Here is a 14270-nt window from a genome sequence, read left to right on the forward strand (position 1 = left end):
GCAGCCTTTTCAGCCGCATGCTATAAAACGCCGCTAATTCACGTTATTTCTTCAATCCCACTGGTTTGCCGTCGAGTTGCCAGTGCTCTGGCGCATCGATCCCCAAATGCTTTAGTACCGTCGCCGGTGCATCGACGATGTAGGTATCGGTCTCGAATTTGCCACGCTCGGCTGAGTCGCCACTGACGATTAGGAAGCTGTGGAAAATTTCGGGGACCTCGTGGCCGTTAGAATGGCTAGTCCCTTTTCCCCCATGGTCAGACGTCACGACGACCAACCAATCTTCGTCTTGGTAGGACGCTCGGGATTCGATCGCAGCTAAGACGCGGCCGATTTTTGCGTCGGCCGCTTGGATCGTTTCGACGTACTTGGGGTTTGCGGGATGGAATCCCGAGGCGTGCCCCGCTTCGTCGGTGGCTCCCAAATACAAGAACACCACGTCGGTGGATCCATCGGAGAGCTGTTTAACCGCTTCGTCGGTCGCCGCGTCGTCTCGCTCTTCGTAATCCTTTTCGGTATACGAAAATCGCTTATCCGCACTCGCGACAATGTATTGATCAATCGGTGCCCAGCAAACGAGTGAAGCTGTTTTCGTTTCCGGCGATTGTTCTTTGACACGGACAAAGAGGTGGGGAAATTTGTCGTAGTGAGTAACCTTGAACTGATTGTCCAACACTCCATGCTTGTCGGCCCAGACCCCCGTCAAAATGCTGCTCCAACCGGGGCCGCTAATTGTGTCGGCGGTGGTATAGCGAGGATGAAAGATACGTGTGTTGTCAGCGTAAATCCCTTGATCGATCAACCGATCGAGGTTAGGCGTGTTCGCTTTTCGCAGTGCATCAAAACGACATCCATCAATCCCAAGAAACAAAACCTTAGGCGTATCGGCAGCGACTGCCAACATCGGAGAGATCAAAACCAATGCCAGGAAGGCAAACCATTTACTTCGCACGATTGTTTTCCATTTCGGGGACACGGTTGATGGTCCAGTAAATTTCTTCTTCAAAAGCATCCCCATTAAGATCGCGAACGTGCAAAATCAGATGCAATTGATCCGCGGGCTGCATACCATCGATCTGCAGCTTGACCGCCGAACCGCTGTTGTCGACTGTGGCGGACTCGATTGCAACTTCGTCGACACCGGCTTTGTCGGTTTTCACAGAAAATTGATCCGATCCATAATTACGACTCCAGTGATAATTCCACTGAGTCGCATTGTACGAACGCACATCCGTTGCCACGTCAGGATCGAGCTGGAAATTGAAAGTCAAGGTCAAGCCGTCGGCTTGCACCGATGCATCCGTGACCATGGGGTAGGGACGTCCGGTGTAGCGAAGACGTTGCAGTCCCTTTTCTTCTAAGCCGATCCGACCGCCACCGTTCCAGCCTTGCAGGCCGGCCGCATAGACTTGGCCGTCGGCGGGGTTCATACGCCCTCGCATGATCCCGGTCGAAAAATCAAACGGCAGATTCACAATCGCCGCTTGGCTGATGTCGCCCACATCTTGGATCATCAAATACGACATCCATCCGCGACCGAAACTGGTGTGCAGTAGATGGCCTGCGAGCGGACCAAACCGCGAATCATCCACCCAAATTTGCCCGCCCGATGAATTGTCGAACTCTTGTGGCATATAAACCAAGGGGCGGTCAAACGACGTCGGAGGCACCAGTTTGGTGATGTCAATTCTGCCTCCATCGGGCTCCCATTTGCCAGGGATCGAATAGGTCGGTACCCAGCCATAGAAGCCGCCTGGTTTTAGCAAGTTGATTTTCGAGGCGGGCGTCCATTGGCCCTGGTTATCGCTCGCGGTGATCCGACCGCCTGGCATACTGCCCAGCCCATTGGGCGTGCGAAAGCCGGTCGACAAGACTTCACGATGTTTGCCATCGGGCGAGATTTTGAACACGGCGCCCGGCAGCGAGAAATCGGCGCCATGTCCACTTTTGGCGTAGTAGAAGTTGCCTTCGTCGTCGGTCTGCAAATCAAAATTGAACGCATGAAAGTTGGTCGACACATCGATGTCGGCACAGAAACTCTCGTAGAAATCGGCCTCGCCATTGCCGTCTTGATCATGCAGCCGAGTCAATCGGTCCTTGCAGGTGACATAGACTTTCCCATCGACAACCTTGACTCCAAACGGTTCGTAAAGCCCCGCGGCGAATCGTTTCCAACGAAGATTTAGCAAGTCATCGTCGATGCCCGAGACAATCCAAATATCGCCGCCATGGGTTGCCAACGCCATCCGGCCATCGGGAAAGAAATCGAGCGCCGAGGTGCGGAACCAAGTGTTCCAAGGCGTTGATTCGGGGATCGCGAGTGTGTCCAACGCGTAGCCTCCCTTTTCGAGCCCCAGGTAGCCGACTGTTTCCAGTTTATCCGGCCATAGCAGCGAGCCTCCCTCGGTCAGTGACGCAAGATCCAGCGTCGGCGTGAATGAATCCGCAAACTTCTGTAGCGACAAGCGATCTTGCCCCTCGGCACGATAGACTTGGAACGTCCGCGACTGCGTATCCGCAGGAATTCGTAGTACCAAGCGGTTCTTGTCATCAGAGTGGGGCGTCAAATCACGGTGATCGCCTCGTACGATGGCGGTTGCATTATCCGCGTTCTCGGCGATGGCGAGGATCAGTTCACCACCGGGGCCAACTTTCAACTCGTGAACAATCACCACGCTTCCGGCACGGTTGTCCAATTCCTGCGGCGACTCGAGAATTTCGCGACCATCGATGGCATAGCTCAGCGTCACTCGATCGTTGTGGAGGTAGTGCCCGTGGTAGTTCATCCACTCCGCTGGCATGGGCCCGCGTGGCAGCAGACCTTTACGTGAATAATCGAGGGTGCCGCCGTGCCCCCATCGCCATCCGGCAAGCCCCTGGATCGATTCCCCGTCGGGGTTTGCTGTGCCTTCGCCGCGAGGACGGACATGTTGTGTTTGGCTCAAGTCGAGGAATCCACCGCTCCACAAATCTGCTTGGTCCATCGCGTGCAGGTTATAGGCGATCGTCGCGTCACCAAGTCGGATGTTCAGCACGCTAGGGAAATCGCGGCGAAGTTGAGACGCCAGCGCGGGGCCAAAGTCGCGTTGGACGTTCTCGATCTCGGTGCCGTCTTTGGTGCCGGTGGGCAGCGACTTTAGCAGTTCGGGCGTGACTTTGACGTAGTCGGGATTGTTCCCCTTCATGAACGCTTCACGGATGTAGTGCACGACTTGGTAACGTTCTTTGGGCGTCAAATGAGACATCGACGCCATCAATCCATTGCCTTTGGTCAACGTCATAAACATCTGGTACGGATCGGCACCAAACTTTAGCTTTTGAGTTCCAAACGCTCGCGCTGTCGAAAGCGACGGAGTGTTACCGTCGCTGCCATGGCAATCGAAACAGTAACCGTGGTAGATCGCCTCGCCGGCTGTGAAGTCGCGTCGGCCCAATCCTTTGATAATCCCCGCATGGTCCAAGTCGATCGAGTCATCGACGACCCGCAGTTGTTCGGGCGAGGGTCGCAACTGTGATGCTCGCGTTTTACCTCCGCGAGCCACCTCGATCACATAGCGAGCAAGATCGAGGAACTCACGTTGATCTTTAAGCGACCCGATCAAACCGTCGGGCATCAACGACTTGGAATTCACATTGCGTTCTTCGATGTCGTCCTGCGGCACCACAAAGTCGTGAGTCAGGTCGCTCGACAATCGCATGCGAATCTGATTGGCATCCTCGCCAGCGATCAAACCGACATACACTTGCCCGTCCACCGTCAGCAGCGAAACCGTCTCAAATCCTTTGCGGATATGACGTGATGGATACAACAGCGACTCGATCAAATATTTGTCGGTCAAATCGGAGCCCAGTTCGGCGAGATTTGGGCCAAGCGGCGAAGCTTGATCACCGCTACTGTGGCAGTTCACACACCCGGCAGCCGACTTGAAGAACACTAGCGCACCTCGATGGGCGTCACCTCGCAATCGGACTTGTTCAGCCAAGTAGTCCGGATCGGCCGCCTTGAGTTGGTCGTCCAGAGGTGCCGCTCGCCGTAGCATTTCTGCCTGCAGCGAGAGGGCGGAACCGGCAAGACAAGCGACGAACAGGACAGCAGCAAGGCGGAATAACATCATGATGTTTACGGATGCCCGCGAGTGGCATCAATGATCGGCGGGATGGAATTTAGGTAGGACCGAAGGTCGGCAGGAGCGTCCATCATAATCAATTTTCAATGTGAGACAGGCTTCGGGTCTGTCATCGGTCCCACAAGCCAATTTTTGTGTCGTGGACGAGGCCACAAGTCCCAGCACGCCCCTGCGGCTTATTTCTGAGCTAAAATTCTTCGGATTATTGCTTGCCTTGCGCCCTGGTTCTGCGTGGCTCCAGCCCTGCAACTAAGCTGTACCGTCCTTATCCACCCCATTCCGGAGGCTCGACCCCGTGTCGGACTCGATCATCGATCTCGCCAACCGCATGTTTGTCGGCCCCTTGTGGCCGGCATCCATCCTGATTTGTTTGTTGGTTGTCTACACGATCCTGGCGATTATTGGGTTGGTTGATTTCGGTTTTGACGTTCCTGACGTCGATTTGGATGTTCCCGATGTCGGCGTCGATCTGCCGGACGGCGAAATGATCTCGGTCGATGCCGACTTGTTACAGGGACTTGGCGGAGCGGCAGTTCGCTGGACCAATTTTGGACGGATTCCCATCGTGCTGTGGGGCGGGATTTTCTCGGTCGCGTTTTGGGGAATCTCGTATTGGCTTTGGCACAGCTTTGATTCAGCGCGTTATTCCCCGGATTGGCTGCCCAGCATTCTGTTGTCGATCCGCAATTTTGTGATTGCCACGGGAATTACCAAGGCGATCACACAGCCGATGCTAGGTTACTTTGTCGATCCGCCCTCGTACGACGAAAGTCGCATGGTCGGCGGCACCTGTGAAATCACCACCAGCGAAGCGACACCGGAGTTTGGTCAGGCCAAATTTCGCACCAACGCAGCCCCATTACTACTGAATGTCCGTACCGACGGAGCTCATATCCCGAAAGGGACCGAGGTACGTATCGTCGGATTTGAAAAACAGAAACGCATCTACATCGTCACTAATCTGCCATCGGAGACCGCATCGTGACCTCCTTGTTATTGATCTCGGAAATCAATTGGACCTCGGGTCCAATGTTAATGTTGTACTTCGTGTTGATCGCATTCATCGCATTGCTGGTGACGTTCAAACAGTACTACATCGTGGTTGGTCCCGACCGCGCAATCGTTAAATCCGGACTCGGTGGACTCGACGTGACCACCGCAGGCGGCAAATTTATTGTGCCGATGTTTCATCGCTACGAGTTCATGGATTTGACACTCAAAAGCTTCGAAATCCACCGTCAAGGCAGCGAAGGTCTGATCTGTAAAGACAACATCCGAGCGGACATCAAAGTCGCATTCTTTATTCGCGTCGATAAAACCGACGAAGAAATGCGTGAGGTGGCTCAGTCGATTGGCGCAAAACGATGTAGCGAACTGGAAACCCTACGCGAATTGTTCGACGCAAAGTTCAGCGAAGCTCTAAAAACGGTCGGTAAGCAGTTCGATTTTGTCGACCTGTACGATCAACGTGACAAATTCAAAGAAGAAATCTTGAAGGTGATCGGCACCGATTTGAACGGTTACCGTCTGGACGACGCGGCGATCGATTATCTCGAACAAACGCCGCTGGAAATGCTCAGTCCCAACAATATTCTGGACGCCGAGGGGATCAAAAAAATCACCGAATTGACTTCGTCCGAAAAGGTCAAAGAGAACCAGTTTACTCGCGACAAAGAAAAGACGCTCAAGAAGCAGGATGTCGAAGCGGAAGAAACCATCCTGGAACTCGAACGCCAACGTGTCGAAGCGGTTGAGAAACAGAAACGCGAGATTGCTGAAATCACTTCGCGAGAACAAGCCTCGGCCGCCAAAGTGCGTGAAGAGCAACGGCTCGAAGCCGAGCGAGCTCGGATCGCGACCGAAGAGGAGTTGGGCGTTGCCGAAGAAAACAAATCACGTCAAATCTTGGTCGCTCAGCGGAACAAGGAAAAAACCGATGCGGTCGAGCTGGAGCGTGTCAATCGCGACCGCGACCTGGAAATGACCGAGCGATTGCGAGTGGTCGGGGTCGCCGAGGTTGAGAAAGAGAAAGCGATCGAGATCGAAAAACGCAACATTCAAGAAGTCATTCGCGAACGTGTTGCGGTCGAGCGTGCCGTGGTCGAAGAGAAAGAGCGAATCAAAGACACCGAAGAAATCGCGGCTGCCGACCGGCTGAAGAGAGTCCAGGTGACGGCGGCCGAGATGCGAGGCGAAGAAGAATTGATTCGCGTCACGAAACAGGCGCAAGCGGAAAAGGATTCCAGCATGCTGCTCGCAGAAAAGATCCGCATCGAAGCCGAAGCACGTCGCGATGCGGCCGAGAAAGACACAGCCGCAAAGAAAATGCTGGCCGAAGCCGACGCAGCGACTGCGGCTGCATCGGGACTGGCCGAAGCGACCGTGCAAGAGGCCAAAGCAACCAGCTTGGAAAAGGAAGGCAGTGCCGAAGCGATCGTGCTCGAAAAGAAAGCCATCGCCGAAGCCAAGGGAATCGAAGCCAAGGCCCAAGCGATCGAGAAGCAAGGCTTGGCCGAAGCCAACGTGTCACGCGAGAAGTATCACAGCGAGGCAACCGGGATCACCGAGAAAGCCGAAGCGATGAAACAACTCGACAGCGTCGGCAAGGAACACGAAGAGTTCAAGCTGAAGCTTGAGAAAGAAAAGGATGTCGAGATCGCAGCGATCGATGCCCAACGCGGGATTGCCGAAAGCCAAGCGGGCGTCATGGGCGAAGCCCTGCGAGCCGCACGGATCGACATTGTCGGCGGCGATGGCGAGTTCTTCGAGCAGATTACCAATGCGGTCAAGGGAGGCAAAGCGATCGACCGATTTGTCTACAACAGCCGCGTGGCGACCGACATCAAGGACACGTTCTTTGACGGCAACGCCGACTATTTCCGGGATCAGCTAGGCGAAATGATGAAGCAGTTCAATCTGGACGCCGACTCCGTGAAAGATTTGTCAATCGCGGCACTGATCGCGAAGATGATGGGGTTGGCGAAGACCGATGATGTTCGCTCGCAATTGACCAGTTTGTTGGGCGTCGTCGGCACCGCCAACATCGCCGATCAGAAAGCAAGTCGAGTCTTGACCCCGGCCTTACCCGCAGACAGCAAGGCGAGGAAAGGCAAGGCGTAGGCCCAACGGTTTTGAAAGTCCCAACGGGACGATTCGTAGTCCCAACGGGACGATTAGTAGTCCCAACGAGACGGCCCCATGTCAGCCCAGGGCAACGCCCTGGGTTCGCCGGGAATAAAATGCACGATAGCCCCAACGGGGCGGCGCTAACCCATTGGAGATGAAACAATGCCTCAATCGTTATCCAAAGTTGCGATTCATCTCGTGTTCTCCACCAAGCACCGACAACCCGTCCTAACACCACGTGGCCTCTGCGACGAGTTATACGCCTACATGGCGACGATTCGTCGTGACAACGTTGACTCGCCTGCCATCATTATTGGGGGCGTCGAGGATCATATCCACGCATTGTTTCTGTTAAGTCGAAACTTTGCCATGAAAGATGTCGTTCAACAGGCGAAAACAGAGACGAGCAAATGGGTGAAACGCCAAGCGACAGCGTTGTCGCAATTTTCGTGGCAGGGAGGATACGGAGCGTTTTCGGTTAGTGAGTCGAACATCGCAGAGGTAAAGGCTTACATCGAAAATCAGGAAATGCATCATCGGAACATGACGTTTAAAGAGGAGTTTCGAGAACTTTGTCGCCGACATGGCATTACGATCGACGAGCGTTATGTTTGGGATTAGGACCGTCCCCTTGGGACTAGTACGGATGGATCATGACCAAACCCAGGGCGTTGCCCTGGGCTGACATAGCACCGGCCCTTTGGGCCTAATCCAAGCCGGCCGGCTAGGCCTACTCCACCACCGACCCTATTAGGCCTGAACTAGCCCCGCACCCTTGCCAAACACAATCACCCCGAACCTATCCATGACTTCTTGATCTTCACCTATGACCGACACCCAACTTGCTGCCGGAACGTATGAGGTGCTTCGCAATCGGCTTCGCGATGCGTCGTCGGAACTGCGTGCGCGTCTTGCCAAGCTGAACGAAGAACGGGCGGCGGTCTTTGGCAATATCGAAACGCGTTTGATTACCACCGAACGTGTAACGACGGATCACAACTGTGTGCCTCGTGACTTAATCTCCGTCGGTGACAAGTTTCTGTTTGGCTATAACGTTCAATTCGGATTGAAAACCGAAATTGAACTCGCCGATGTCTTCTCGGTTTACCGTTTCGCCGACAACCAATTCCATCAAGAATCACTCGAGCTGATCGGTGATAAGCGTTTCACTAACGACTTTCACGAACTGTATCGGTTCTACAAAGGGACCGCCTTCGCCCGCTTTTTTCGTGTCGGGCCGATGCTGCATATGGTGTTTCGAGTCGGCAAGAGCCACCGCGACATCAAGAGTTTTAAATGGCGAGTGACCCCCAATTCGATCGAATATCTTGATAACCGTAGCGAGCATGAGGTACGCGATCCGCAGCAGCACGAATTCGCTTGGAAACGCACCACTCGCGACCAGCATCACTATGGTGCCCATCCCCACATCTCGATCGAAGACCGCGTTTTTATCGAAACCGTCGGCGGCGATTTGACCGTCAAGATTGAAAACAACACCGATACGGGCGAAGGCATTTATGCCGAACCGGTTGACCATCACGACCAGAAACTTGATGACGCCGAGATTCATTACGCCATCGTTGGCAATCTTGTGCTGATGAAAGTGCGTCCGTACCAGGAAGACAAGACTCGCTACATCGTCTTTAACGGCAAAATCCAACAAGCGATTCGTCTCGATGAAATCGAGCATGCTTGTGTGATGCTGCCCGGCGACCAAGGCTTGATTTTCCCAGGCGGCTACTACTTGCAAACCGGCCAATGCAAACGGTTTGACCATGGGCTGGGCGACATGCGTTATCAACGCACCATCGCGGCGGCCAACGGCGAAGACTTTCTGTATCTGTTCTACAACCACGAATCGGGCACCTATGTCCAGCTTCGCTATAACCTGATTCGGCAATCGGTCGACACTCCATTGGTGTGCAACGGACAAACCCTGTTCGATGCTGGCGAGATGGTTTGTTTCAAAACCCACGACCAGCCGCAAAAACACCATGCGATCCAGGTCTGGCAGACTCCGTTCACCAGTGCCGACCACGTTCCGGAAAATCAAACCGATTCACTGCTGTTCAAAATCGGTAATAAAGAAATTGTCCGCGGGATGGCCGAATGCAGCGAACTGCTGCAATTGATCGACAAGGACGACAGCTACGATGGGCTTTACATCGACCTCGTCAAAAAAGCATCGGATGTTCTCGACAGCTATTTCTGGATCGATAAACCCGAGACCGAAAAGCTTTCCGAGCCACTGCAAAAAATCCGCGAAGCCGCCTCGGCCGCAGTCGAAGAGTTTGAGAAAGTGGTTCGCGTTCGTCGCGATACGCTGACGCAAACCAATCAAGTGCAGCAGAATGTCGAAACACTCGTCAAAGAGATCGAGCGTGGACGGTTTGAATCAATCGAAAACTTCGTTGATTTCCTGGCCAAATTGCGACAACAACGTGGGCATGCCCTTGCTCTGAAAGAACTTCGATACGTTGATCTTGATTTGGTCGAAACGCTCGAAAAGACCACTGCCGAACGGTCCGAACGGCTCAGTCGACGTTGTGTCGATTTCCTGTTGACTCCTGGGGCGCTCGATCCGTATCAGGACCAAGTAACCGATGCGGGCGAGGCTGTGGGCCAAGTGCAAACGGTGGCCGAGGCAAAGAAGCTTGGCGAGACAATCGACAAATCGGCCAGTCAGCTGGAACTGCTGACCGAGACGGTCAGCAATCTGCGAATTGACGACTCCACAAAGCGAACGGAAATCATCGACGCTATCGGCAACGTGTTTGCTTCGCTGAACCGCGTCCGCAGTTCGCTCAAAGCACGCGTTAGCGACTTGGTCAGCGTCGAAGGGCAAGCCGAATTTGCGTCCCAATTGAAGCTGCTTCAGCAAACCACCGCTGGCTATTTGGACGTAAGCGACTCGGTCGCCAAGTGTGACGAATACTTGACCAAGGTGATGGTACAGCTCGAGGAGCTGGAGGGACGGTTCGCGGAATTTGACGAGTTTATCGTCCAGTTGGCTCAGCGACGCGAAGATGTTTATGCGGCGTTCGAATCACGCAAAGTCCAACTGACTGAAAAACGCAACCGACGTGCCGAGTCGTTGTCATCGGCCGCAGACCGGATCCTAAAAGGCATCGATTCGCGAGTCCGGTCGATGGAATCGAGCGACGAGATCGCCGCCTATTTCGCTGGCGACTTGATGGTCGAAAAGGTGCGTGACATCATCGAGCAACTCGGTGACCTCGACGATGCCGTCCGCGTGGAAGATCTGCAGAGCCGGTTGAAAACAATTCGCGAAGATGCATCGCGGCAACTCAAAGACCGACAAGATCTTTACGAGGACGGCGGCGATGTGATCCGGCTGGGTCAACACCGATTCGCCGTCAATACGCAGCCATTGGATCTGACCACCGTGCTTCGCGGAGGCGAGATCTGTTTGCATTTGACGGGGACTCAGTTTTTTGAGCCGCTTCGTGACGAGGCGCTCGCGGCGGCCAAAGATCTTTGGAACCAAGAACTGATCAGCGAAAACGCGGACGTTTATCGCAGCGAGTATTTGGCCGTTGATTTATTCGAAACGCTCACAGCCTCATCGGCGAACCCGATGGATCCAAAATCAATCGACTTGAAATGGATGCAAACTCAGCTGGCGGGTCGGTTTAGCGAAGGCTATTCCAAGGGCGTTCACGATGGGGACGCAGTTCGGATTCTGTCAACGCTGATGGAAATGAATCAAACGATTGGTTTGCTGCGTCATTCGCCATCGGTTCGAGCTGCATCATTGTTGTGGTTCACCAAGATTCTCGACGCCAAACAAAACAAGGCGATGACCGAGTGGATAGGTGGGTTTGCAAAACTTGCCAAAGCTTATCCGCACGCGAAACCTGCGATTCAGTTTCGTCAACGGCTTGCCGAGCTTGCGTCGATCGACCGACTGCAATGGGCACCGATTTTTCCGCCCGCTGTGAATGAGCAGCGGATCGCGGACTATTTGTTTGATCAATTGGTCGCCAAGGGACGGCAAAACACCGCCAGCAAACGGGCTGCCGATCTGTATCATGCGTTCGTGGAAACGTTGCCAGAATCGGATCGCCAAAAGCTGCTCGAAGGTTCGCTCAAAAACAATCAATCGGATCCCATCGCGAGCTTTATCTTGGCTCGCAATTGGGCCGAGGCCTTTTTGCAGTCGCATGCGAATCCGAAGGAACTGGATCCGGCTTCGTTTTATCTGGATGAACTTGCCTGGCTAATCCAATGTGGCGGAACCGAGTCGATGGCGGTTGCCGACGCAGCGGTCGCAAAAAGACTCGACTCGATGGCGGGGGCTCACCCGCGGATCGAAAAAGGTGTCATGACGCTGCACTATCACGAACTGCTTGACCGCGTCCGTGGCTATCGCGATGACGTTGTCCCCCGGTTCGAGCGATTGCATGAAACGAAAACGCGATTGGTTGATGCGGCCCGCGACGATATGCGGTTGGAAGAGTTCAAGCCACGTGTGCTGACCAGCTTTGTTCGCAACCGATTGTTGGACGAAGTCTACTTGCCGCTGATTGGCGATAACCTCGCGAAACAAATGGGCTCGGCGGGGGCAGACAAGCGAACCGACCGAATGGGATTGCTGCTGCTGATTTCGCCACCGGGTTACGGCAAGACGACGTTGATGGAATATATCGCCAACCGGCTTGGCATTGTCTTTATGAAGATCAATGGACCGGCGATCGGCCATGGCGTGACGTCGCTTGATCCCGCCGAAGCTCCGAATGCGGCGGCACGCGAAGAGATCGAGCGGCTCAATTTGGCACTCGAAATGGGTGACAATGTGATGCTGTATCTGGATGATATCCAGCACACGCATCCCGAACTTTTACAGAAATTCATCTCGTTGTGTGACGCGACGCGAAAGATCGAAGGCGTTCGCAATGGCAAGACTCGCACGTACGATTTGCGCGGCCGACGTGTCGCCGTCGTGATGGCGGGCAATCCGTATACCGAGAGCGGAGATCGCTTCCAGATTCCGGACATGCTTTCCAACCGCGCCGATGTTTATAACCTGGGTGAAATCATTGGCGATTCGGCCGACGCGTTCGAGATGAGCTATTTGGAAAACTGTTTGACCAGCAATCGCACGCTTGCGCCACTTTCGACGGTTCCCGTAGAGGATTCGCGTGCGATCATCCGCGCGGCCGAGCGTGATTCGATCGAAGGCATCGAGCTGGAAAGCAATTTGTCGATGGATCAAGTCCGCGAGATGTACGAGGTGGTACGTAAATTATTGCGAGTCCGCGATGTCGTGCTGAAGGTCAATCGCGCCTACATCCGCAGTGCGGCGCAGGCGGATTCCTATCGCACCGAACCACCGTTCAAGTTGCAAGGTAGCTACCGAAACATGAACCGCATCGCCGAGCGAGTGGCGGGCGTGATGAATGAGAAAGAATTGCAAACGCTGATCATCAGCAATTACGAACAGGACGCACAAACGTTAACGACGGACAATGAAGCGAATGTGTTGAAGTTCAAAGAGTTGATGGGGATTTTGACAACGGTAGAGAAAGAGCGTTGGGATTCGATCAAGTACGCGTTCGTCGAAAGCGTTCGCATGCAGGGCATGGATAGCGAAGACCAAGCGGGCCAGTTGATGCGTCAACTCGGGGCGATGCGAGACGGGCTCGAATCGATCCGCCAAGTCATCTCGCGTGCGATTGCGGTGGGCAGTGATGGATCCGAGGAGCGAATGGACGCTCGGATCGATCTGCTGCGTCAAAGTGTGACCGCATCGGCATCGCAGCTTTCCGAAACGCTGCACGCAACCAGCAAAAATCTGGAGCGAATTAGCGAACAGCAGGCTGCATCGCCGCCGGACCAGAAAGTCTTGGTCCAGCACAAGGTGCCACGCGTGTTAGCGGATCTTGTTAAAGGCCAATTCCATTTGATGCAAGAATGGCTGCGTCCGATTTTGAGCGAGTCGCTCGAAAATGGCCGCGATTTAGAGAAGCTGAGATCACAGCTCGAAGCGATGCTGAGAAACTACCAGCAGATGGAGTCGGTGATCGATCCTGGCAACAAAAATATCACTCCGCCGCAGTAGTCTCTCTAGGAGCGGACGGCAGCGAAACCCGCCAAGAGTTTCAGGCAGCCAATCGCTCGCCCTTCCCAAGTCTTGCCGATTTCCGCTGGGCAGATCGGCTACGTCGCCCGCAATTGTTTCTTGGTCTTGGTGTATACTTGCACTACATTCGGCATCGTGACGGTGCCGAAAACCGCCCCCAACTCTCCCCAACAGCAATCTTATCATGCTTCGGAACTCACTGCGTCATTGCGTATTGGCTTTCCTCTCTCTCGCCATCCTCGCGAACTCGAATTTGCTGATAGCGGACACCGCTGATCGCCCCAACATCATCTACATCCTGTCGGATGACATGGGGTTCTCGGATATCGGTTGTTACGGCGGCGAAATCAAAACCCCCAACCTTGACTCATTGGCGGATCACGGGGTTCGTTTTACTCAGTTTTACAACACCGCGCGTTGCTGTCCGACGCGGGCAAGTTTGATGAGCGGTCTGTATCCTCATCAAGCCGGTGTCGGCCATATGATGGATGACCGTGGCTACGAGGGTTACCGCGGTGAACTGAGCCGACACTGCGTGACCATTCCCGAAGCCCTCAAGAACGCGGGCTATCGTTCTTACATGTCGGGCAAGTGGCACGTCACCAAAGCCATTGATCCGAAGACGGAGGCCGACAAAGCAAATTGGCCAATCCAACGAGGCTTTGATCGTTTTTACGGCACCATCCATGGCGCGGGCAGCTTTTTTGACCCCAATACGTTAACGCGTGACAACGAATTCATCTCGCCTTTTGATGATCCTGAATATGGCAAAGCGGATTGGCCGGGGGAAAGCTACTACTACACCGACGCGATCGCCGATCATGCAGCACGGTTTGTTCGCGATCACCATTTTCAAACCGGCGATCAACCTTTCTTTATGTACGTGGCCTTTACCGCCGCGCATTGGCCGA

At 54.2% G+C, this 14270-nt stretch carries 7 protein-coding genes; 5 read left to right on the forward strand and 2 right to left on the reverse strand.

Going from position 1 to position 14270, the window contains the following annotated elements; genetic code table 11:
* Positions 1-43 precede the first annotated feature (43 nt).
* Positions 44-952, reverse strand: coding sequence for an alkaline phosphatase family protein (locus ABX962_RS02565; RefSeq protein WP_372716324.1), 909 nt, complete (start codon positions 950-952; stop codon positions 44-46).
* The gene (locus tag ABX962_RS02570) at positions 942-4115 is read right to left on the reverse strand and encodes a DUF6797 domain-containing protein (protein WP_372716326.1); all 3174 of its coding nucleotides are present in this window, start codon (positions 4113-4115) and stop codon (positions 942-944) included. Before ABX962_RS02570 ends, ABX962_RS02565 begins: the two co-directional genes overlap by 11 nt.
* 307 nt (positions 4116-4422) lie before the next feature.
* Here ABX962_RS02570 and ABX962_RS02575 point away from each other — a divergent pair, with 307 nt between their 5' ends.
* From ABX962_RS02575 to ABX962_RS02595, 5 genes are all read left to right on the forward strand, one after another.
* The gene (locus ABX962_RS02575) at positions 4423-5112 is read left to right on the forward strand and encodes a DUF1449 domain-containing protein (RefSeq protein WP_339939998.1); all 690 of its coding nucleotides are present in this window, start codon (positions 4423-4425) and stop codon (positions 5110-5112) included.
* Between the two features lie 50 nt (positions 5113-5162).
* Positions 5163-7247 (forward strand): SPFH domain-containing protein, encoded by a 2085-nt coding sequence (locus tag ABX962_RS02580; protein ID WP_372716334.1) that lies wholly within the window; start codon positions 5163-5165, stop codon positions 7245-7247.
* 168 nt (positions 7248-7415) lie between these two features.
* On the forward strand, positions 7416-7874 hold the full coding sequence (locus tag ABX962_RS02585) for a transposase (protein WP_372716328.1): 459 nt from the start codon (positions 7416-7418) through the stop codon (positions 7872-7874).
* A 205-nt stretch (positions 7875-8079) separates the two neighbouring features.
* Complete coding sequence (locus ABX962_RS02590) at positions 8080-13338, forward strand: DNA repair ATPase (RefSeq protein ID WP_372716330.1); 5259 nt, start codon at positions 8080-8082, stop codon at positions 13336-13338.
* A gap of 205 nt (positions 13339-13543) precedes the next feature.
* On the forward strand, positions 13544-14270 hold a 727-nt coding region (locus ABX962_RS02595), incomplete at its 3' end, for a sulfatase-like hydrolase/transferase (protein WP_372716332.1).

The organism is Novipirellula sp., from assembly GCF_041583735.1.
Lineage (GTDB): Bacteria > Planctomycetota > Planctomycetia > Pirellulales > Pirellulaceae > Novipirellula.